The sequence below is a fragment of the Gorillibacterium massiliense genome (assembly GCF_000455485.1).
Taxonomy (GTDB): Bacteria; Bacillota; Bacilli; order Paenibacillales; family NBRC-103111; genus Gorillibacterium; species Gorillibacterium massiliense.
Map to the genome: position 1 here is coordinate 23,464 of NZ_CBQR020000096.1, position 21,084 is coordinate 44,547.

Genomic DNA, 21,084 nt, shown 5'->3' on the forward strand with positions numbered 1-21,084 from the left:
CATTTTCACATCTATTGTACCCATTCGTCCAAATCTAATCCTTACTCCCTATGTAATAAAAGAAAAAAGCACGGCATAACCGCGCTTTGAATGTTTGATATGGCCGGCGTCGCGGCTTAACCATGTTTATTCGCTTCCAGTGCCGCCAGATGATCGGCCAACGCATCCTTGCCCGTTACGACCTCGCAGCGGTGAATGTTCATGCCCTGAGCGACAAATTTGCTTTCGTATTCGGTTAAAACAAGATCATCGCGAATACCGTTTGCGTGCAGGTCCAAGGAGATGTTGCGCATCCTGAGCCCCATATCCGAGAAGGAATTGAGAGAATATTCAAAGAGCAGACGGGAGTCAGTTTTCAAGTGAATCTCCCCGCGCTCGTTCAGGAAATTCAAGTATTTACGGACAAACCCGGGATGGGTCAGCCGACGGCGGGCATGTTTGGACTTGGGCCACGGGTCGCTGAAATTGAGATACACTCGCTCCACCTCACCGGGGGCGAACACTTCATCGATATACTGAATGTCGAGCAGAGCCAAAGCCAGATTCCACGGCTTCGCGGCTACAGCTTCGGTGCCAACCTCAGCGGGGCCACTAACAACAGAATCGATGTCGCTTCCATCTACTGCATCTTCCAATTCATCAACTTGCCCACCATGATGCAGCCGCCTCGCCTTCAAGGCGCCTCTGCGGATCAATTCGTCGTACCGGTCTACGCCGATATAATTTACATTGGGGTTTCTTCGACTCCATTCGCTAATGAAAATTCCTTTTCCCATGCCAAGCTCGACATGAATCGGCAAGTCATTCCCGAAATGTTCCCGCCATTTCCCCTTCAGCTTCCGCGGGTCCAGCACCACCAGGTCCGTTTGGCGTTCCAGCTCTTCGCGAATTCCTTTTCGTCCTCTTAGCCGCATGCTTGCTATTCCTCCACCGCTCGCGCAACACAGGCGCCAGCTTCTTTTTCATTTACACCCTTCCAAAGGATAGTGCATCCCCGAAAAAAAAGCAAAGCCCACGTTCCCGCTTTTTATGCACAAAAAAAACCGCCTGGCGGCAGCCAAAGCGGTGGCGTTGTGAAATGTGGCGTTTGCGGCATCCTACATCTTGAGATTTTCGTAACGAACCTGTTTGGCGGCGTCGGGAATGAGCGCTTTGTCCACGGTTCTCATGATTTGCTTGCGCGCCTCGGCTTCCAGCCGGGGATCCGCATTGAAGCGAAACCCGCTAAGTGCGAGAGCCTGCTTGATCGTGAGTTCAACCTTAACCGTTTCTTCGCCTTTAGGAATTTCAAAGCGAGTCGTCATGTTCATCATACTCCTTATCTTAATCTTCGAGAAAGCCTCGATAAGAACAGGGGCAACAGGCGACAAAATTTGGGAATATCAAGAAGATAAAGCATTTTCTACACTTGTAATATAACATAACATGTTAGATATTTCAATAGGAATAAAGCGCTTTTTTCGAAATTTTCGCTCTATTTTGTCCCGATTAAAAACAGGCTCCCCGACCTTCGGCCGGGGAGTTCGGTCTTGTTTATCGACTTTTTTCGACGGTTAAGCTGAAATCAATACGGGTTCTTTTCCCGAATGTGCTCGCCGCGATCCGTGGATCTCGATCTCATACCGGCAAGTCCGATAAGACCGAGAAGACCCAACCAGCCCCAGCCACCGTAGCTTCGTGCGGTGGTAGTAGCTCTGGCGCGAACAGTGTTAGCCATATAACCGTCATTGTAATTATTCAGCGTCCGGGTGCCTGTAACTCCATACGTCCTCGTTCCGGGAACAACATTGTTGTTGTATCCGTAGTTCGTTCCGTAAGTGCTGTAGCCAGGGGTGCCGTAAGTGTTTGTACCATAATACCCGTTGGTGCCATAACGATTCGGTGAAGCGATGGTGCCGCCTGCATAAGGATTGGTGCCCGGTGTGCTGGTTAGACCCGTCATACCGTCGTGTGTCGTTGTCCCTAATGTCCCGGTGGTGCCCATCGTACCTGCGGTACCCACTCCAGCTGCGGAAGCGGACAGCGCCCCCAGGGAAAGCGACATCAGCAGAACAAGGATGGATATTCTTAATTTTTTCACGCGAATCCCCTTTCTTTAGGATGATTTGTTGGTACGGGTATAGTGTGAATCAGAAGGAGTCGTTTTATGCGGACGAAAAGGGCGGTGTTCATACGCAATTTGGCGGATATCGCCATGGATAGCGGCTAGCTTAATGTTTTCTGATGGGGTAAAATAAGAAACGGCTTCACGGATAAGGAGGACACGATGATCGATACCGATTCCCGCCCTCTCCTCTGGGGAGACAAGCGGTTTCATACATGGAATTACGAGATGCGCCAAACCTTTGGCGGCAAAGTATTCAAGGTCATGCTGGATGCGGGCTTTACCTGCCCGAACCGGGACGGCAGCATCGCCAAGGGCGGCTGCACATTCTGCAGCGCCAGAGGCTCGGGGGATTTTGCCGGCAGCCGCCGGGATGATCTGGTTACCCAGTTCAACAAAATTCGCGACTTGCAGCATCAAAAATGGCCAGAGGCTGCCTATATCGGCTACTTCCAAGCCTATACCAATACCTACGCTCCCGTTGAAGAATTGCGGGAGTATTATGAAGCGATTTTGGAACAGCCTGGGGTGGTGGGCCTCTCCATTGCCACCCGGCCGGACTGCCTGCCCGATGATGTGGTGGAATATTTGGCGGATTTGAACAAGCGGACTTACTTGTGGGTAGAAATGGGGCTGCAAACTATTCACGAATCCACTTCGGAATTGATCAACCGCGCCCATGATACCGCCTGCTACTATGAAGCGGTGGAAAAACTCAGACGGCATAATATCCACACTTGCGCCCATATCATTTTCGGCTTGCCGGGAGAAGACCGGGAGATGATGCTGGATACCACTCGCGCCGTTGCCGGTATGGATGTGCAAGGCATCAAGATCCACCTGCTGCACCTGATGCGAAAAACGCCGATGGTCAAGCAATACGAAGCCGGCTTGCTGCGTTTTCTGGAAAAGGATGAGTATGTCAATCTGGTGGTGGACGCTCTTGAATTGCTGCCATCGGAGATGATCGTACATCGGCTTACCGGCGATGCGCCCCGGGACCTTCTGATCGGGCCGATGTGGAGTTTGAAGAAATGGGAAGTGCTGAATGCCATCGACGATGAGCTGAAGCGGCGGAATTCCTGGCAGGGCAAGTTTGCTTTTGCGGGAGGGGCGGAATAACGGATGGGCTTTCCTTCTGCGATATCCATCGCCCAGCGCTGGGTCGCCGAGCGCCTAGGGGCCGGAGAGCCGGCTATTGACGCTACAGCCGGAAATGGCGTGGACACGCTCTTTCTAGCCAAACAATCCGGGGCAAGAGGTACGATATACGCCTTCGACATTCAAGCCGTAGCCTTGGAGCAGACGCAAGAGCGGATTTCTAGCGAGAACGCTGGGCCGTTGGCAACAGTGAAGCTTATTCACCGCTCCCACGACGGAATGGCGGAGGAAGTCCCGTCAGATCACCATGGCCGGATTGCCGCCGTGATGTTCAATCTGGGGTATCTGCCGGGCAGCGACCAGGTCGTCATTACCAACCCCGCTTCCACACTTCCCGCCCTTCAAGCCGCCCTGGGCCTGCTGAGGAAAAACGGCGTTTTGACCATCGTTCTCTACCCCGGCCACCCCGGCGGACACGAGGAAGCGGAGGCTGTGGAAGCGTGGGCAGCAGGCTTAGACCCGCTGACGGCGGAAACGCTGCTCTATCGTTTCCTCAACCGGGCTAAGTCGACTCCTTACCTGCTTGGAATCATCAAAAAGTAAAATAGATGCAGCCTTCCGGAATCGTGACAGCGAATCCGTAACTTAGCTTATCTTACGGAATCACTATAGCGAATCCGTCATTTTATAGAGAAAAGAGGAGTAGCGGCATGAAACCTTATCCATTAAAATTCAATCCCGAAATGAAGGAACGCGTATGGGGTGGCCGAGCGCTGGAGCGCTATGGCCTCGACCTTCCCGAAGGAAAAATCGGTGAGGGCTGGATGATCGGTGATCATCCCAACGGCACCACCAAAGCGGACAACGGCGAACTGGCCGGTTTGGGACTGGACGAGATCCGCGAACGTTACGGCAAGGATTTCTTCGGTACAAAAGGGTACAAGGAAGACGCCCGTTTCCCACTTCTGATCAAGCTGCTGGATTGCCAGGACGACCTGTCCGTTCAAGTGCATCCGAACGATGATTATGCCGGCTTGCCGAAAGGCGAATTGGGCAAAACCGAGATGTGGTACATACTTGACGCCAAGCCGGGTGCGAAAATCATTTATGGATTAAAGGACGGCATCGGCCGGGAAGAAATGGAGAAAGCAATCCGTGAGGATCGGATCATGGATACGCTGCAAGAGGTTCCGGTGGAAGCGGGAGATTCTTTCTATATTCCGGCGGGAACCGTGCATGCCCTCTGCTCGGGCGTACTGGTTGCAGAAATTCAGCAAAATTCCGACACCACCTACCGTCTCTACGACTACAACCGCCCGGGACTGGACGGAAAGCCGCGCGAACTGCACATCGAGGACTCATTGAACGTCATCGCATATGAAGGTTCGGGAGCTACCCGGATGAAAACGGAGCAAAAGGAAGCCGGGAAATGGTTGACCCTAGCCCACTCCCCCTATTTCATCACCGAAAAAGGAACCGTTCGCGGTGAATGGGAACTTATGACGTCGGAAGAGTCTTTCACCATTCTCGTCATTTGCGAAGGAACCGGCTCCATCCGTTGGGCCGACGGAACACTGAGTGTCAAGCCCGGAGAATGCTACTTGTTGCCAGCCAACCTGGGGGCTTACGGACTGGACGGCTCCATGACCGTTCTGCGCAGCTATTTACCGGAGTGACCGAAACGAGTTGCCTGCGAAAATATACGAAAGCCGACTTCCCCAAGGGAAGCCGGCTTTTTGCTTTTACGAGCTGAAACAGATCGATGACCGCTTATCTTGTTCCCCGTTCTCCGTCGGCGGTACCAGGTTTTCCTGGCCAGAAAGCCGCCCTACCCAAAACGACGGTAATGGCGGGAACGAGAAATGGGCGAACCAAGAAGGTATCCAGCAAAACGCCGATGGCGGTAACAAGGCCGAATTGAAGCAGCACTTGGATGGGCAGTGTCGTCAACACCGCAAAGGTCCCCGCCAGAATCAACCCGGCGGATGTGATGACGGAACCCGTTTGGGCAACGCCTTCCCGAATGGCCTGCCTTATGGGCATACCGGCTTTGGCTTTTTGCCAGATGCTCGAGATCATGAAGATGTTGTAATCCTCACCCAAAGCGACGAGGAAGACAAAGGAATAGAGCGGAATCGCGCCTTGTATGGCTTCGGCACCGAACCCGTAATGCAGGATAATCCAACCGAGTCCTAAGGCAGAGAAAAACGACAGGAGCACCGTCAGCACCAGATAGACGACCGCCGTAACCGATCGCAGGTACAAAAGCAGCAACAGGGCGATCAAACCGAGAATAACGGGAACGATGATATCCGTGTCGCGATCGGTGAAATGCCGATTGTCGTACTGGGCGGCGGTTTGTCCGGCAACCCACACCTTATCGGCAGGAGAGGCAATGCCATCATGCCCTAATGCTTCCTCCAGTGCGGAACGGACTTGCGGGATCACGGCCATCGCTTCGCTGGAGTAGGGATTGATGTCGAATTCAAGGGTGTAAGCGACGATTGATGGATGCTCTTTCCCCTGCTGCGGCTCCGACACGCTGGCGATATGGGGCAAGGTCGCGAGCTTATCTTTCAGGCTCGCTGCTTTCCCCTCGGTATCGGCGATAGCCGTGACTGGCGCTAATTGGCCGGGCGTAAACTTGTCGGCGATGACCGCAAAGCCCTCTCTAGAGGGGATATCTTTCGGGAAGGAGGAAAGCAGATCATAGGACATTTTGATCTGCGGAACGAAAGCCGCACATGCACCCAGAAGGATAATCGTGACGACGACAATCTGCCAAGGCTTGGCGGTAACCGCGTTGCCGACCTTCTGGCCGAACCCGCCGGTCCTGCGCGGTTTGGGCTCTGGCTTCCCCTTAAGCGCAGCGCGCTGACGGTTCATCTCCGGGGTTCTGGGGATAAAGGGATAAAAGGAAGCTCTGCCGAAAATGGCCAACAGGGCAGGAACCAGCGTCAAACTGGCCAATCCCATGATCAGGATGGACAAGCTGAAGGGAACGGCAAAACGGTGATAAGCTCCATATTTGGCAAGCAACAAGGCGAAAAGAGATAGCACGACGGTCAACCCGCTCATGGCGATAGCTCCCGCGGAGCCCCGCACCGATTGGAACAGAGCGCGCCGCGGATCGGACTGCTCCGTGAGTTCCTGGCGGAAGTGAGCCACCAGAAACAGGCAATAGTCCGTCCCGGCGCCGAATAAAAGCACGGTCATAATAGAGATCGCCTGGGAATCGACGGTGATCACGCCGGCCTCAGCTAGTTTGCCTAAAATCGGACCGACCAGACCGTAGGCGAAGCCAACGGCGATAATCGGAATAATCGCTAAGAGCGGGGAACGGTATATAAGCAACAAAAGGACCAGCACCAGCGACACTGTTGCGATCAATAACGAAACGTCCGCGTTTTTGAACAGCCCAGTAGCGTCGATGGATATTCCCACCGGCCCCGTCACGCGAGCGCTTAGCTTGCCGTCATCGCGGACATCGGCGGCAAAAGGATCGGTGCCGAAACCTTCATGAACCCTCGTCTTCAAGCTATCTAGGCTCGTTTTCAATTTACTTGCGTCTAATCCTTTTGCAAACAAAACGGGCAGCACAAGGGTGGAACCATCCTGCGAGAGAGTCGCCTTAAGCGCCGGAAGCGGCATCCGGTGAAGCGGAACCACCGAAGTTTGATCCGGCAACGGCTTTTGCTCCAACTCCTCCGTCAGCTTTTGCATATTGGTCAGATCTTCATTAGACAAGCCTCCCGACCGATGCCACACCAATAGCGCGGGGACTCCCTCGCTGCCGGGAAATTCTCTTGCCATAATGGCATCGGCTTGAACCGATAATGAATTCTGTGGAAGGTTAGCGGCACCATTATCTTCTTCCTTGTTGACGGACGGCCACGTCATGGACAACGCTCCAACCAAAAGAATCCATACAAGCAGCGTCACCCACTTGCTCTTCGGCCCGGCCACCCATCCTGCGAAACGTTCCAATCCTTTCATGTCGCTCCCCCCAAAAAAGCCGCCCTTCGGCGGTTTTCTATTCCAGTTAATAGAAATCTTATGATTCTCGTTCATTATATCCATCGAAAGCAAAGGGAAGCAAATCCAATGACATGGCGATGATCGGCGTTTCCTCTGCAATTAAAACAGCCGCCAAAAAAAAGAAGCGGATAGGCGCGCCGCCTATCCGCTTCTTTTTGTGTCTTTCCGTAGATATCATTTATCTGCAGGTATGGCGAAAAACTCCACCTTTTCCCCGCTCGGAGCGAAGTAAGCCAAGAGGATACTGCTCCGGCTGCAATCGATTTGCGATTCCTGCCAATACCGGCCCAGATCGAAAGGCACGAATTCCGCCATCACATGCTTGTGCAACTCCCTCTCCCCCAGCCCCAGTTCGGCAAAACGCGGAGAGACAAGACCCGGGTTGTCCGCCAGTTTGCGGTAGATATCCCCTTGCCGCTCTTTGCCCAGTTGGAATTCCCACCACATTTTCCGCGGCTTATACTTATGGCCCAGGAAGTAATCCAGCTTCATCAGACCTTCAATTACAGCCAGTTCCGTCGTACCCCGCTCCCGCAAAAACTGCTGCAGCCGGGAAAACAAATCCTCCAACTGGTGACCGGTCTTCTGCCAGCCGCGCTCTTCCGTGTAGTCTCCGAATTCCTGAAAAAAGTCATAGGGCGTCTCAAAGCACCGCTCAATCAAAAACGTCACAGAGTGATCCAGCCGGTGGCTGTTCCAGTATTTTTCCAGTACATCCTCCACACGTTTGATCCGCACGATATCGGAAAAGGGCATGACATCGTTGCCCAATATTTCATAAGGCGCATGGTCCATGTAGACATAGCCGTATTTATCCGCATCCCTACGCATGCCCGTTCCCCGCAGCATTTTCAAAAAACCGAGCTGCAGCTCTTCGGGACGCAGCGCGAACACATCGTTGAAGGTTTTGCGGAAGGAATGATAATCTTCACCCGGCAAACCGGCGATCAGGTCCAGGTGCTGGTCGATCTTGCCGCTATCTTTCACGGCATTTACCGTGCGGGACAACTTGGTAAAATTTTGCCGCCGCTTCACCAGCTCATTGGTGGCATCGTTGGTCGACTGCACGCCGATTTCAAAACGGAAGATGCCAGGAGGCGCGTTTTCCGCCAGAAAGCTCAGCACTTCCGGACGCATGATGTCCGCGGTGATTTCAAACTGGAAGACGCATCCTCGGTGATTTTTGATGAGAAAATCGAACATTTCCAGGGCATAGTCCCGTTTGATGTTAAAGGTGCGGTCGACGAATTTGATCAGCTTCGCGCCATTGTCGATCAAATACAGCAGATCCGCCTTAGTCCGTTCGATATCGAAATAGCGGACTCCAGTCTCCACGCTGGACAGGCAGAACTGGCAGTTAAACGGACATCCCCGGCTTGTCTCAAAATACACGACCCGATTCGGCAGCTCTGCCAAATCCTCCGGGAACCGATAAGGAGAAGGAATTTCGTCAAGCGGAAGCTTCAACCGCGGCGGATTCAACCTGACTTTGCCCTCCTTGCGGTGGGCGATTCCTTCTACTGCGGAAAAGTTGCCGACATGCCGGCCTTTATCCACCTCCCGCAGCAGGTGCAGGAAGGTTTCTTCCCCTTCTCCCATGACGATATAATCGACTTCCGGCTCCTTTTCCATCCAATAGTCCGTATCGTAGGAAACTTCCGGCCCCCCCAGCACAATGACGAGCTCCGGCATAATCTTTTTCAGCATCCGGACGATCCGGAGCGTCTCTTCGATATTCCATATATAGCAGGAAAACCCGACTACGTCGGGCCCCAGTCGAAACAAATCGGATACGATGTTCATGAGAGGATCTTTTATTGTAAATTCGACCATGGTTACATCAAATTCGCTGCCGCAATGAGCCTTCAACAACCGGAGCGATAAAGCGGTATGGATATATTTCGCGTTAAGCGTCGATACGACGACGTTCAACTCACTTCTTTTCAAGGCACTCCCTCTTTCCATGCTAGCTGTATCCCCTTATTGTACAGGAAAATGCCCATAGGGCAAATCAAGCAGCGGCGAGTGCCCCCCGTCTCCGGCAGTAAGCAGATTCCCGCTGAACCCATCTTTTCGGATCCGCACGAGCCATTCCAGCAGGGAATCTTCTTCACGGGGCAGCCATTTTAACTCTGTCTTCCGTTTTGCGGAGCCGATTGGAAGAGTCATTCCATTCGCAATCGCAGGTTCATCTCCTTCGACACTCTCATTCTCAGCCGGTAAAAGATCACCGGGTTCCTCCTGCATAAGAGCGAGCCCAAACGACTCCATGTCCACGCAAAATGTAAACGGTTGCAAATTTGTGCCGAATCCAGCGACGTAATCCCGGATATCCAATAACTTCCGTTCCAATCCCAGGATCGCCGCTGCCACCGCCAATCCATCGTCCCCCGCCTCGGCATCCAGAAGGCGACCTCTCATCACCTTCCATTCTTCCATCAAGCGGGCGGTTATGTAGAGGATCACAACCCTCACTCTCCCGTCTCACTCATCTTTAATCCTACTTTACATGAGGAGTATGAAGGATGGATATGGAAATGATTACAAATTTTTTAAGCAATTTTAACGATTCGATTACAAAAAAAGCTTTAAGGTTTACCGAGAATCGATTCCGCCAACCGATTAACTTCGTTTTCCGTCGGTACCTCGCCACCATAACGGACGCCGCTATACAGAGTGGTTAATTCTTCGGAAGATGTTCCTGACAGATGCTTGCTCTTGGCAAGCTCTGAACCGTTTTCCAAAGGAGTAAGCCCCGGCCGGAACAGATATCCCTTCTGTACGGCGCGGCGCAAGGCCATCCGGTAGAGAAACCGAGCTTTCGCTTGGGTATCGGGCAATTGCTGCCACTTAGGCTCGCGCTTCAGCCGCTGTCTCCAGCTTTCCAGCAGCTTGCTCAGCTTTCGCGGCGCATCGGCCAAACCTAACAGCGATTCCTTTTCATCACTGTAGCTGTCGATATCCATCGTCCGGTCACGCTTCAGCCAGAGCAGCAGCTGGCGGAACTGGCGCACAAGATATGGAATTCCCCGCTTATACAATTGATAAAGGGCAGCGATAACCAGAGCAGCTATTATGCTGTAGGCAACAATCGTTGAGATGATTGTAAAAAGGTGGCTGTCCTTATGGGTGCTACCCGGAAGTGCGACAGATGGCTGCCGATGCGGAAGATTATCGTTCTTCTCCGAGACCATTAAGGAGCCGAGAAAACCGATGAAGCGGAAAATGAGCACGGCTATCCAGCGAAGGAAGCGTTCTGCCTCCCGTTCCACCTGACGAAAATAGGAAACCGCAAGCACAACGACGAAGAGCGCCGCCACCCAGATCCGGCTTTTTCGCAGCAGGGATACGTTATGAGCGGTGGCATGTACGTCTTTCTTGCCGGCTACCCGCAGATTGAACCGGTTGTGACGCAGCAAAGCGACCAAGAGCGCGGCAAGTCCCGCGATATTGATCCACCGGCTATAGCCTTCAAGGGGCGGGAGGGAGCGTGCCAGAAAAGGAGTGACGAGGTAGAGTGAGAAAACAAGGTAGATCACTTCGTCAGCCATCATCGCATCCCTGTGCCAATAGGCGAATCCCTGGGACCTCAGGGCATATACAAAACCGAGAACCCAAAGGACGATAGCCGCCCATAAAGGTTCCTCGCCGCTTCTCCACAAAAAAGCAAGTCCTCCACAAACGGCGCAAATCAGCGCGATCTCCATGAGACGCAGAACGAACCGGATGATCCCTTTCCAGCTTGGTTTAGGAATATAGGCGATCAAATATCCGGTCAAACCAAACGCCGGTAAAAGTAAAGCAAAGAGCAGAGGATTGACTTCCGGCGAAAAATACCGGTCCATCACAAGCAGCAGAGGAAAGAAAAACAAAGCTTCCATCAAAAGGTTCAGCACAATCCAGGGAAGCTGCCGGATAGAAATCCTTTGCGGCGCTTCTTGAAATTTAGCCGGCATTGCTGATCTCTCCCCTCTCCTGCTTATCGGCATTATCAGTCAGCAAGACTTCGACGGAATTCCCGTTTTCCTGTAGCCGTTCAATCTGCAGACGAATTTTGTCGGACAGGAAAGGGGTAATCAGAAGATAATCCCGATTGGAAACTCCCATGCCCACGTCCTCCTCGAGAAAGATCTCGAAGGGCAGCACCCGGGCAATCTCCAACTTGGCCATCGTCTCCAAAATGGCGTTCATCTGCTCACCGCCGCCTTCCGGCGCGATCCGCACACATTCACCCGGTCTATCCAATGTCACTCCGTTAAAACCGAACCCGCAAGGAATCCCCTTGGCAAGAGCAAAATCGGCGATGGTGGCGGCGTAGGATATCCCAAGCTCAACCAGCTCAGGGTCGGTGACGGCAGCCCACATGTTTTCCGACACTTCAACATTAACGCAAACCACCAAACGCGGATCGGCGGTGTAATCCCTTTTGTTAACCTGAAGCCTTCCACTGCGGGCGGTGGCCTTCCAGTTCACCCGGTTCATAGCATCGCCGTATTGGTACTCCCGTACGCCTGCAATCAGGAACGGATCGTCGACGATCCAGCGGCGCACCGTCAAATCTCCCATCCAGCTGTGAGAAGGAAACGGGATATCGGAAAGGGAAACCGGCTTCGGAAAAACGAGAAGATCGGCATGGGTTTCGAGGCTTTTGGACGCAGCCTGTCCACCGATCATATCCCCCGCCGACATCGCCGCCGTACGCAATCGGTACCACCCCCGCTTGTCACAGGTCACCACATGGCGGCGGGTAATCTGGGTATAAGACATGAGGCTGAAAATACTTTTATGATTCTGGTAATAAGTGCCGGAGCTTGTGTCCAGGTTTGTCTGGTTCTGAAAGCTGAGCCCGATATGAATGGTCGATTCGATACGCAGCCAAGGCAGCGGCAGAAGCTTGCGGTTGGCGATGGTCTCCACCAGTTCCACTTGATCCCCTACGAAACACCGTTCGACGTTGAATTTGCGGTCATACGTCACCTTCCGCAAAGCATACCGGCGAAAAAACATCGCTTGCAGACCAATAAAAACAATGGCGACAACGATGACCCAACTGATCACGGCAATCCCGCCTTTGTCACAAAATTCCGCTTTCCGCGGGTACCGGCGTATCGGCCGCAATCCGATCCAGGATTTGCTCCGCCAAACCGCTGGCTGCACGGACATGATTCCGCAGCAAAATCCGATGTCCGAACAATGGCTTCATCAGCACTTTGATATCGTCAGGCAGCACGTAATCCCGGCCACGCAATATTGCCAGCACTTGGGCGGCCTTAAGCATCGCCTGGCTTCCCCGAGGGCTGACACCGAGCAGCAAATCCGGGTGAGAGCGGGTCTTTTCGACAAGTTGAATCAGATAACGCAAAATATCATCGCTGACAGCCACCTTGGCGTAACTTTCCTGTGCCTCGGCAAGCTCCTCTCTAGTCGCTACGGCGCCGATTTCCTCCAGCGGATTTTGCTCCTTGAACCGCTTCAAGAGTGTCACGCTTTCCTCCGTGCTGGGGTAGCCCATGGAAATTTTCAGCAAAAAGCGGTCGAGTTGAGCTTCAGGCAGCGGGAAGGTGCCTTGATTCTCCACCGGGTTCTGGGTAGCCAAAACGAGAAAAGGCGCCTCCAGCCTGCGGGTCTCACCGTCTACGCTGACCTGCCGCTCCTCCATGGCTTCCAGCAAGCTGGATTGGGTGCGGGGGGTCGCCCGGTTGATCTCATCCGCCAGCAGAATATGGGAGAACAGCGGCCCCGGGTGAAACTCGAATTCCCCACTTTTTTGGCTGTAAAAATTGATTCCGCTAATATCTGATGGCAGCAGGTCGGGAGTAAATTGCACGCGTTTGAAGGTACAGGAGAGGGAACGGGCGATAGACTTGGCCAGGAGTGTCTTGCCGGTACCCGGAACGTCCTCAAGCAGCACATGGCCGCCGGCGATAAGCGAAATGAGAATAAGTTCAATTACATCGTCCTTGCCAACGATCACCTTGGCCACATTGCGGCGGATTCGTTCCGCCAATTCGCGAATGTCCGTCATTTCCAACAAAAGTCGCCTCATTTCAAAAGAAAGATAAATGGTCTTCCCATACATATAAGTTGAACTAAGGATTGCATCGGTTCGAACAGAGGAGCTGCGGACCATTTAGACTGACCGTCGCACGTTGTTACTAAATTTCTTGATTAGCACCTCTTTTTCAGCGGATAAAATCCGAAAACAAAGGCGAACGCTAACGCTCCTGCAGTCCAAATGTCCTCCATTCCTCCTTTCGAACTTTACTCCGTCATAGTTCAACTTATTCAGTCCGTTATGGAAAAAGTGGATTACGCTTTCATCTTACCGTTTTCGGCAAAATCAATCTATCTTTTTTCGAATTGCACTCCCTTGTAAATCCGCTGGAAACTGAGTATAGTTAGTACGACTAAATCCCGGAGGATGGAACCATGCCTGAGAAACGCCGCCGCACTACCGTAAAACCGCCTGCCCCGCAAGACGCGGTCAAATCTTATACCGTGACGGAACCCGTACAACTGTTGAATTTCCTGCTCGCAAAAATGTCCGGCAAAGGCCGCAATTCCGTGAAAGCGGTGCTGGCTCGTGGACAAGTATCCGTTAACGGTCAGGCGACGACTGCTTACAACTTTCCACTAGTGCCGGGACAGACCGTTGCCATCAGCACCGAAAAAACAGAAGAAAAACCCCCTCTTATGGGACTATCTATTATATATGAAGACGAAGCCATTCTCGTGGTGGATAAAGAAGCCGGACTGTTATCCGTTGCCTCACCTCAGGAAAATGAAATCACCGCTTACCGGCAGCTGACCGCCTATGTGCGCAGCGAGAATCCACAGAACCGCATCTTCGTCGTGCACCGTCTGGACCGGGATACCTCCGGTGTCATGATGTTTGCCAAGAGCGAAGAGGTTCAGCAAACCTTGCAGAACAACTGGCAGGATGCCGTAAAAGAACGCACCTATGTCGCTCTTGTGGAAGGCACGGTGCATAAGTCCGAAGGCACCATCAAATCCTGGCTGAAGGAAAGCAGCACGCTGAAAATGTACTCCAGTCCGCAGCCGGGGGATGGGCAGCTTGCCGTGACCAACTACAAGGTTATGCAGACGGGGAACGGCTTCAGCCTGCTTTCGGTCAACCTGGAAACGGGCAGAAAAAACCAGATTCGCGTCCACATGCAGGATATTGGCCATTCCGTTGCAGGCGATAAAAAATACGGCGCGAAATCAAAAGGGATCGGCCGTTTGGGTCTGCATGCCCGGCTGTTGGCTTTTACGCATCCGACAACCGGCAAATTGATGCGCTTTGAATCCCCTGTTCCGCCCGTTTTCTATCGCTTCTTCAAGCAGCATTAACCCTTGGAACCACAAGTAATCTGCTCACACGAAAAAGAGCCCGCCATCCTCGCTAGAGGAAAGCGGGTTCTTGCTGCATTTCCGGATGAATGATTACGGATTGATTTTGGTTTTGAAGGTTTGCACGCCATCTTTGTATTCCAGAACGACAGCGGATTTTACCGGGTCATGATTTTCGTTCAGCGTAATAGTGCCGGTAGCCAGCTTCAAATCTTTAGTGGAGGCCAACGCTTCCTTCAGCTTCTCGGAATCGGTGGAACCAGCGCGGGTGAGCGCGTCGGCCAACAGCTTGACGGCGTCATATCCAAGTGCAGCCAGTGCGTCCGGCAGCTCGTTGTTGTTGTCGGCTTTATACGCGGTAACAAAGTCGACGATTTCCTTGGAGCTGTCCGAAGCCGAGTAGTGGTTGGAGATGAAGGTGTTATTCAGCGCGTCCTTGCCGGCGATTTCCACCAGCTTCGGCGAATCCCAGCCGTCGCCGCCGAGAATCGGAATGGTGATGCCCAGCTCGCGAGCTTGCTTGACGATTTTACCGACTTCATTGTAATAGCCGGGCACGTACAATACGTCCGGATTCTTTTCTTTGATCCGCGTCAGCACGGCTTTAAAGTCCGTATCGTTGACTTGGAAAGCTTCCTCGCCGACGATTTTGCCTCCGTTTTTCTCGAAGGTTTGTTTGAAGAATTTCTGTAGACCTTTGGAGTAGTCACTGGATGCATCGACATAGACAACCGCCGTTTTGGCTTTCAGATCATTGGATGAAAAGTTAGCCATTACTTCGCCTTGGAAAGGGTCAATGAAGCAGGCGCGGAAAATCCAATCGTTGACTTTTCCCGTCTTCTCATCGACAGTAACCTTCGGGTTTGTTGCGGATGTAGTGATCAGTGGAACTTTCTTCTCCATCGCCACTGGAACGGCTCCCATGGTATCCCCTGTGGTAACCGGCCCGATCAAGGCTACGGCCCCGTCAGCAACCAGCTTTTGTGCGGCGCGGGTTGCTTCTTCCGATTTGGATGCGTTGTCCTGTTCCATAACTTCCAACTGACGGCCAAGTACTCCGCCTGCCGCATTGATTTGCTTGACAGCGAGCTTGACACCTTTCATGGATGAACTTCCGAACGATGCGTTTGAACCCGTCATTTCAAAGTTAGCGCCAATCTTGATGTTCCCCTTGCCGTCATCCTTCTTGTCCTTGCCGCAGCCCGCCAGACTTACCGCAAGAACCGCAGCAAGCGCAAGTGCACCTAGCTTTCTCAGCTTCATGCAAACCCCTCCCGAGTCTCCATAGTTATAGTGTTAATGGCCCAAATAGGCCAGCTTAACCTCTTCCGCGTTGGCCAGTTCATCGGCCGCCCCGCTCAGAACAACCTTCCCCGTCTCCAACACATACGCCCGGTGCGCGATCTTCAGAGCTTGGCTGGCATTCTGCTCCACAAGCAGCACAGTCGTACCCGATTCGTTGATTTCCTTCACCACGCGAAAAATCTCCTGAACCAGCATAGGGGCAAGGCCCATGGACGGCTCATCCAACAGCAGCAAGTTGGGCTTGCCCATCAACGCGCGGCCGATGGCGAGCATCTGCTGTTCACCGCCCGATAAAGTACCTGCATGCTGCTTCCTTCGCTCGGATAGGATGGGAAACCGCTGGAATACGGCGTCCAGATCCTTTTTAATCGCTTCTTTATCCCTGCGCAGATACGCGCCTAAATCCAAATTTTCCTCCACGGTCATATTGGCAAAAATCCGCCTGCCCTCCGGACAATGCAGCAGGCCGAGACTGACGATGGATTGGGCGGAAAGCCCGCCGATCGGCTTGCCCATAAAGCGGATATCGCCGTTTTTCGGCTTCAGGAGACCGGATACCGTCTTGAGCAGCGTGGATTTCCCCGCTCCGTTCGCTCCGATCAAGGTAACGATCTCCCCTTTGTTCACCTCAAGGGAAACGTTATGCAAAGCGTGAATCGATCCGTAAAAAACGTCGATATTCTGAATTTGCAGCACGATTATGCCTCCTGTCCCAAATACGCTTGAATGACGCGGGGATTGGACCGGACCTCGTCCGGCGTCCCTTCGGCGATCAGCTTTCCTTGATCCAACACGTAGATTCGATCGCACACGCCCATAACGAGAGACATGTCATGCTCGATGAGTAATATCGATAATTGGAATTCCTCCCGCACCCAACGGATCAAATTCATCAGCTCGCGGGTTTCCTGGGGGTTCATACCGGCCGCCGGTTCATCCAACAAAAGCAGCTTGGGCTGCGCTGCAAGCGCCCGTGCGATTTCCAAGCGCCGCTGTCCGCCGTAGCTTAAATTTTTGGCCAATTCGTTTCTTTGCTCGTCCAGTTTGAAGATTTTCAGCATGGCCAGCGCCTTGTCGGCAATTTCCTTCTCGCCGGCGCGGAAGCTGGGTAGACGGAACAAGGATGACCAAACGGAATATTTGGCATGGCGGTTGTAGGCGATTTTCACGTTATCTGCAACGGTCATATTGCCGAACAAGCGGATGTTTTGAAAGGTGCGAGCTGCGCCTTTGTGATTGATCTGATAGGGTTTCATTCCTCCCACCGACTCGCCATTCAGGATGATAGTTCCCTCAGATGGCTCATACACCCCAGTCAGTAGGTTAAACAGGGTGGTCTTTCCTGCGCCGTTCGGTCCGATGAGTCCGACTAACTCTCCAGTCCGAAGCCGCATGGAAACGTCGGTCAAGGCCCGGATACCGCCGAAATGCCGGCTGGCCTGACGGACATCAAGCAGAGCGTTTGCCGTAAGTGTCATGAGGAGCTCCCCCCTTCTTTTTAAAGAAGCTGAGCGTAAACTCTTTGGTTCCCATAAGGCCGCCGGGGCGGAAGATCATCATAAGCACCAGCAAGCTGGAATAAATGATCATGCGCAACTCTGGGAAATCTTGAAGGAACGTAAACAAGAGCGTCAGCACGATGGCGCCGATAATGGCACCCGACGTACTGCCTAAGCCGCCTAAAACGACGATGACGAGAATTTCAAAGGATTTCATAAAGCCGAAGCTGGATGGATTGATAACGTAGAAGTGATGAGCGGACAAGCCGCCGGCGATGCCGGCGAAAAAGGCGCCGATCATAAAGGCCATAACCTTGTAAAGCGTGGTGTTGATGCCCATCGCCTCTGCGGCGATTTCGTTTTCCCGGATGGCGATGCACGCCCTGCCATGCTTGGAGCGGACGAAGTTTTGAATCAGAATGACGGTCAACGCCGTGAAGATGAACAACCACGTCCAGTTGGTGAGGGTGGGAATGCCGCTAAACCCGGAGGCTCCCCCTACGTAATTAGAATTCAGAAGCACGATGCGAATAATTTCGCCGAATCCGAGAGTAGCGATAGCCAGATAATCTCCACGGAGACGAAGGGAAGGAATGCCGATCAACATCCCGCATAAAGCCGCTACGATCCCCCCAGCCACAAGAGCCAAAGGAAACGGCGTATTGAAGTTAACCGTTAATACAGCGGAGGTATAGGCACCGACTGACATGAATCCGGCGTGGCCGAGGGAAAACTGGCCGGTAAACCCGTTGATCAGGTTGAGGGAAACCGCCAATATCGTATTGATGGCGATTAGAAACAAGGTGGATTCGGCAACGTCATCCAATACTCCCGTGGAGAACATGATCTGGACAACGGCGTAAAAAACGATGGATAAGCCGAAAAACAGCAGGAAGCTTTTATTCATTTTCGCAAACATGGCCGCCACCTACACTTTCTCCCGGATGTTTTTGCCTAAAATACCCGATGGACGGAAAATGAGGATCAGGATCAGAACGGCAAAAGCAACACCGTCGCGCCACATGGAGAATCCATTAGCCGAAACCTCCGTCTCAATGGTTCCGAGCAGCAGCCCCCCGACCAGAGCGCCAGGGATGCTTCCGATTCCGCCTAATACGGCGGCAACGAAAGCCTTGAGACCAGGAACGATCCCCATAAGTGGATCAATGGAGCTGTACGTCATCCCGAAAATAACGCCTGCCGCCGCAGCCAAACTAGAGCCGATTGCGAAGGTTGCGGAGATGGTGCGGTCAACATTGATGCCCATCAACCTCGCAGCTTCCATATCGTAGGAAACGGCCCGCATAGCCTTGCCGGTTTTCGTATAGTGAACGATGAATACGAGAATCAGCATCAAAATGACGGTTGCGACCATGATCATCAACTGCTGTGAATCCATTTGGACTTTCCCGAAGAGGTGGTACGTGTGCTTGGAGATGATTTCCGGGAAGCCTTTTGCCTGAGGCCCGACTAGATACATGAGCCCGTACTCCAGAAGGAAGGATATCCCCACCGCTGTGATCAGGACGGCTATGCGCGATGCGTTGCGCAAAGGTTTGTAGGCGAGCCGTTCAATAATGACACCGAGAGCAGCGCTGATGAGCATGGAAACAATAAGAGCTGTTAGAAACAAAGGAACGGGAGGCAAAGCGCTGTCCAGAGTGTGTACCGTATACAGGCCAATGAACGATCCGACCATGAAGATATCCCCATGAGCGAAATTGATCAGCTTGATGATGCCGTACACCATCGTATATCCCAATGCAATCAATGCGTAGATGCTGCCCACCGATATTCCGTTAATCAGTTGTTGGATATGATATTCCATCGGCCACCTCTTGGACTTGTAATAAAATGATGACGCCTTGCCAGTTAACACGACTCTTTTTCTTTTTGCCGATTCCCTTTTTCTGCACATTGAATAGTTATTGCTACAGCGCTTTGTCGTAATAAACCACTGGTTAATGTTATATATGGTAACATGATATGTATATATATTCCATAGAAATTTTTGTATAATATATGAAATAAATATATATAATTTCTGTTGTTTTGCCTTATCTGCAAAAATTACCGGACCATTTCCCGCGTCGTTATAAGAGAAGTTCGGATTTTGTTGGAATATGACCAACCCTGGTGAAACCCGGATAACATCGTCTTTTCTTGCGATTTATCAGGCTGCGCCCTACAGTTTGGATTGCTCAGTCATTAACGAGAGCCGGCCCCCATTGGAATCCGAAGACGTAAACAATTAATAATACAGGGCGATTTGAATAAATGTCAGGTTTAATGACTGAAAGCCCTTCCACTTCACGGAGTTTCCACCGAAAAGAGCGACTAGCATGACATTAGGCTGTCAACGATGCCATTCACCATATTTTCACAGTTCACGATAATTTCACCGCTTCATCTTGTAAATTTTGGATTTTCCATTCATCCAAGCGCATACTACCCCGGTACATATGCCACAACGTGCAGAAACGGGGGATTGATTTGATCAACGTAACCAAGCTTCTAACAGGACTGGAAGCGGAGGGTGATCACTTGCGCTACGCGCCTCAAAACCAGTCTCGACATCACGGAGCCGCAGCGGGCATGGGTCCCGTCGTGGTATGGAACATGACCCGCTCCTGCAACCTGAGCTGTCTGCATTGCTACGCGGAAGCTTGCAAGGAAAGAGACCCCGCCGAGCTTACTCTCGAGGAGTCCCTCCGATTCATTGACGATCTGTCGGCTTTTCGCGTGCCCGTACTGCTGTTTTCCGGCGGGGAGCCGCTGATGCACAAGGATCTTTTTCAACTGCTGGAATATGCCTCCTCAAAAGGCATCCGGCCGGTTGTATCCACCAACGGCACGCTCATCACACCAGCCGTTGCAAAACGCCTGAAGGACGCGGGCACCGGTTATGTCGGTGTCAGTATCGACGGCGTTGCCGAAGGAAACGACCGCTTTCGCGGCCAAACCGGAGCCTATGAACGGGCGATCACAGGAATCCGCAATTGCCTGGAGATCGGGCAAAAGGCAGGCTTGCGGTTCACGATCAGCCGCCATACCTACAACGATTTGCCCAAAATTCTGGACCTGATCGAAGAAGAGTCCATCCCCCGGGCATGCTTCTACCACCTCGTCTACTCCGGACGGGGACAGCAGCTGCAGCAAGAGGACGTCACCCGGAAAGAAGCCCGGAACGCCTTGGATCTTATCATCGCCAAAACCATGGAACTGCGTAAAAAAGAGCGATCCACCGAAATCCTCACGGTAGACAACCATGCCGACGGAGTCTATCTCTACAACTGGATGAAAGCGCGGGACGAGCATCAGGCCGCTCATGTGCTGGATCTGCTGCGGAGAAACGGAGGCAACCGCTCGGGCAGCGCCATCGGCTGCGTGGATTGGCACGGCAATGTTTATCCGGACCAGTTTACCCGGGACGTGCGGCTCGGCAGCATCCGTGAACGTCCTTTTAGTGAAATATGGACGGATTTGAGCCATCCGGTAACCGCCGGCTTGCGGAACCGCAAGCCGCTTTTGAAAGGCCGCTGCAGTGAATGCGGCTGGCTGGACATATGCAACGGCAACTTTCGGGCGCGAGCCTCGGTGAGCGGAGATTTTTGGGCGTCCGATCCCTCCTGCTACCTGACAGACGGAGAGATCGGCTTGGTGAGAAATTAGCGGGGAAATGGA

At 52.6% G+C, this 21,084-nt stretch carries 19 protein-coding genes; 5 read left to right on the forward strand and 14 right to left on the reverse strand.

The genetic code is table 11. The features are described from left to right. Nucleotides 1-116: 116 nt before the first annotated feature. From trmB to TJ79_RS28120, 3 genes are all read right to left on the reverse strand, one after another. Complete coding sequence (gene trmB, locus TJ79_RS11435) at nt 117-914, reverse strand: tRNA (guanosine(46)-N7)-methyltransferase TrmB (RefSeq protein WP_040950446.1); 798 nt, start codon at nt 912-914, stop codon at nt 117-119. Nucleotides 915-1,097: 183 nt separating this feature from the next. Then, nucleotides 1,098-1,304: a hypothetical protein gene (locus TJ79_RS11440; protein ID WP_040950447.1), complete on the reverse strand. Its 207-nt coding sequence runs from the start codon at nt 1,302-1,304 to the stop codon at nt 1,098-1,100. Between the two features lie 260 nt (nt 1,305-1,564). Then, on the reverse strand, nt 1,565-2,080 hold the full coding sequence (locus TJ79_RS28120) for a WGxxGxxG family protein (RefSeq protein WP_040950448.1): 516 nt from the start codon (nt 2,078-2,080) through the stop codon (nt 1,565-1,567). 186 nt (nt 2,081-2,266) lie between these two features. Between TJ79_RS28120 and mnmL the strand changes: the two genes are divergently transcribed. From mnmL to TJ79_RS11460, 3 genes are all read left to right on the forward strand, one after another. Next, entirely contained in the window at nt 2,267-3,226 is a 960-nt protein-coding gene (gene mnmL / locus TJ79_RS11450; protein ID WP_040950449.1) for a tRNA modification radical SAM protein MnmL/YtqA, read from the forward strand. Nucleotides 3,227-3,229: 3 nt separating this feature from the next. After that, on the forward strand, nt 3,230-3,808 hold the full coding sequence (mnmM, locus tag TJ79_RS11455; RefSeq protein ID WP_040950450.1) for a tRNA 5-(aminomethyl)-2-thiouridylate-methyltransferase MnmM: 579 nt from the start codon (nt 3,230-3,232) through the stop codon (nt 3,806-3,808). 107 nt (nt 3,809-3,915) lie between these two features. Next, the gene (locus TJ79_RS11460; protein ID WP_040950451.1) at nt 3,916-4,881 is read left to right on the forward strand and encodes a type I phosphomannose isomerase catalytic subunit; all 966 of its coding nucleotides are present in this window, start codon (nt 3,916-3,918) and stop codon (nt 4,879-4,881) included. A gap of 94 nt (nt 4,882-4,975) precedes the next feature. On the opposite strand, the gene TJ79_RS11465 is transcribed toward TJ79_RS11460, so the two are convergent. From TJ79_RS11465 to TJ79_RS11490, 6 genes are all read right to left on the reverse strand, one after another. Further along, entirely contained in the window at nt 4,976-7,201 is a 2,226-nt protein-coding gene (locus TJ79_RS11465) for an MMPL family transporter (protein WP_040950452.1), read from the reverse strand. A gap of 216 nt (nt 7,202-7,417) precedes the next feature. Then, nucleotides 7,418-9,175 carry a B12-binding domain-containing radical SAM protein gene (locus TJ79_RS11470; protein ID WP_040950487.1) on the reverse strand — a complete coding sequence of 586 codons (1,758 nt, stop codon included), beginning with the start codon at nt 9,173-9,175 and terminating at the stop codon, nt 7,418-7,420. Between the two features lie 48 nt (nt 9,176-9,223). After that, the gene (locus tag TJ79_RS11475) at nt 9,224-9,718 is read right to left on the reverse strand and encodes a hypothetical protein (protein WP_238322970.1); all 495 of its coding nucleotides are present in this window, start codon (nt 9,716-9,718) and stop codon (nt 9,224-9,226) included. Between the two features lie 113 nt (nt 9,719-9,831). After that, a complete protein-coding gene (locus tag TJ79_RS11480) occupies nt 9,832-11,199 on the reverse strand; it encodes a DUF4129 domain-containing protein (RefSeq protein WP_040950454.1) in 1,368 nt (455 codons plus the stop codon). Continuing rightward, nucleotides 11,189-12,406, reverse strand: coding sequence for a DUF58 domain-containing protein (locus tag TJ79_RS11485; RefSeq protein ID WP_081756858.1), 1,218 nt, complete (start codon nt 12,404-12,406; stop codon nt 11,189-11,191). The genes TJ79_RS11480 and TJ79_RS11485 overlap by 11 nt, the downstream gene beginning before the upstream one ends. Then, nucleotides 12,318-13,289 (reverse strand): AAA family ATPase, encoded by a 972-nt coding sequence (locus tag TJ79_RS11490; protein ID WP_202903313.1) that lies wholly within the window; start codon nt 13,287-13,289, stop codon nt 12,318-12,320. Before TJ79_RS11490 ends, TJ79_RS11485 begins: the two co-directional genes overlap by 89 nt. 383 nt (nt 13,290-13,672) lie before the next feature. Here TJ79_RS11490 and TJ79_RS11495 point away from each other — a divergent pair, with 383 nt between their 5' ends. Further along, on the forward strand, nt 13,673-14,596 hold the full coding sequence (locus TJ79_RS11495) for an RluA family pseudouridine synthase (protein ID WP_040950456.1): 924 nt from the start codon (nt 13,673-13,675) through the stop codon (nt 14,594-14,596). Nucleotides 14,597-14,689: 93 nt separating this feature from the next. Here TJ79_RS11495 and TJ79_RS11500 read toward each other — a convergent pair whose 3' ends face one another. From TJ79_RS11500 to TJ79_RS11520, 5 genes are read right to left on the reverse strand one after another with little or no spacing between them, the layout of a single operon-like run. After that, complete coding sequence (locus tag TJ79_RS11500; protein ID WP_040950457.1) at nt 14,690-15,859, reverse strand: ABC transporter substrate-binding protein; 1,170 nt, start codon at nt 15,857-15,859, stop codon at nt 14,690-14,692. Nucleotides 15,860-15,892: 33 nt separating this feature from the next. After that, nucleotides 15,893-16,597: an ABC transporter ATP-binding protein gene (locus TJ79_RS11505; protein ID WP_040950458.1), complete on the reverse strand. Its 705-nt coding sequence runs from the start codon at nt 16,595-16,597 to the stop codon at nt 15,893-15,895. 2 nt (nt 16,598-16,599) lie between these two features. Continuing rightward, nucleotides 16,600-17,379, reverse strand: coding sequence for an ABC transporter ATP-binding protein (locus TJ79_RS11510; protein ID WP_040950459.1), 780 nt, complete (start codon nt 17,377-17,379; stop codon nt 16,600-16,602). After that, the gene (locus TJ79_RS11515; RefSeq protein WP_040950489.1) at nt 17,351-18,319 is read right to left on the reverse strand and encodes a branched-chain amino acid ABC transporter permease; all 969 of its coding nucleotides are present in this window, start codon (nt 18,317-18,319) and stop codon (nt 17,351-17,353) included. Before TJ79_RS11515 ends, TJ79_RS11510 begins: the two co-directional genes overlap by 29 nt. Nucleotides 18,320-18,328: 9 nt before the next feature. After that, on the reverse strand, nt 18,329-19,228 hold the full coding sequence (locus TJ79_RS11520; protein ID WP_040950460.1) for a branched-chain amino acid ABC transporter permease: 900 nt from the start codon (nt 19,226-19,228) through the stop codon (nt 18,329-18,331). A 665-nt stretch (nt 19,229-19,893) separates the two neighbouring features. Between TJ79_RS11520 and TJ79_RS11525 the strand changes: the two genes are divergently transcribed. Then, complete coding sequence (locus TJ79_RS11525; protein WP_040950461.1) at nt 19,894-21,072, forward strand: radical SAM/SPASM domain-containing protein; 1,179 nt, start codon at nt 19,894-19,896, stop codon at nt 21,070-21,072. Nucleotides 21,073-21,084 lie beyond the last annotated feature (12 nt).

Excerpts from the sequence above, each read along its gene's own strand:
- trmB (WP_040950446.1), bottom strand. The coding sequence starts at position 914 with ATGCGGCTAAGAGGACGAAAAGGAATTCGCGAAGAGCTGGAACGCCAA.
- TJ79_RS11440 (WP_040950447.1), bottom strand. The coding sequence starts at position 1,304 with ATGACGACTCGCTTTGAAATTCCTAAAGGCGAAGAAACGGTTAAGGTT.
- mnmL (WP_040950449.1), top strand. The coding sequence starts at position 2,267 with ATGATCGATACCGATTCCCGCCCTCTCCTCTGGGGAGACAAGCGGTTT.
- mnmM (WP_040950450.1), top strand. The coding sequence starts at position 3,230 with ATGGGCTTTCCTTCTGCGATATCCATCGCCCAGCGCTGGGTCGCCGAG.
- TJ79_RS11460 (WP_040950451.1), top strand. The coding sequence starts at position 3,916 with ATGAAACCTTATCCATTAAAATTCAATCCCGAAATGAAGGAACGCGTA.
- TJ79_RS11465 (WP_040950452.1), bottom strand. The coding sequence starts at position 7,201 with ATGAAAGGATTGGAACGTTTCGCAGGATGGGTGGCCGGGCCGAAGAGC.
- TJ79_RS11480 (WP_040950454.1), bottom strand. The coding sequence starts at position 11,199 with ATGCCGGCTAAATTTCAAGAAGCGCCGCAAAGGATTTCTATCCGGCAG.
- TJ79_RS11485 (WP_081756858.1), bottom strand. The coding sequence starts at position 12,406 with ATGTCCGTGCAGCCAGCGGTTTGGCGGAGCAAATCCTGGATCGGATTG.
- TJ79_RS11490 (WP_202903313.1), bottom strand. The coding sequence starts at position 13,289 with ATGAGGCGACTTTTGTTGGAAATGACGGACATTCGCGAATTGGCGGAA.
- TJ79_RS11495 (WP_040950456.1), top strand. The coding sequence starts at position 13,673 with ATGCCTGAGAAACGCCGCCGCACTACCGTAAAACCGCCTGCCCCGCAA.
- TJ79_RS11500 (WP_040950457.1), bottom strand. The coding sequence starts at position 15,859 with ATGAAGCTGAGAAAGCTAGGTGCACTTGCGCTTGCTGCGGTTCTTGCG.
- TJ79_RS11510 (WP_040950459.1), bottom strand. The coding sequence starts at position 17,379 with ATGACACTTACGGCAAACGCTCTGCTTGATGTCCGTCAGGCCAGCCGG.
- TJ79_RS11515 (WP_040950489.1), bottom strand. The coding sequence starts at position 18,319 with ATGTTTGCGAAAATGAATAAAAGCTTCCTGCTGTTTTTCGGCTTATCC.
- TJ79_RS11520 (WP_040950460.1), bottom strand. The coding sequence starts at position 19,228 with ATGGAATATCATATCCAACAACTGATTAACGGAATATCGGTGGGCAGC.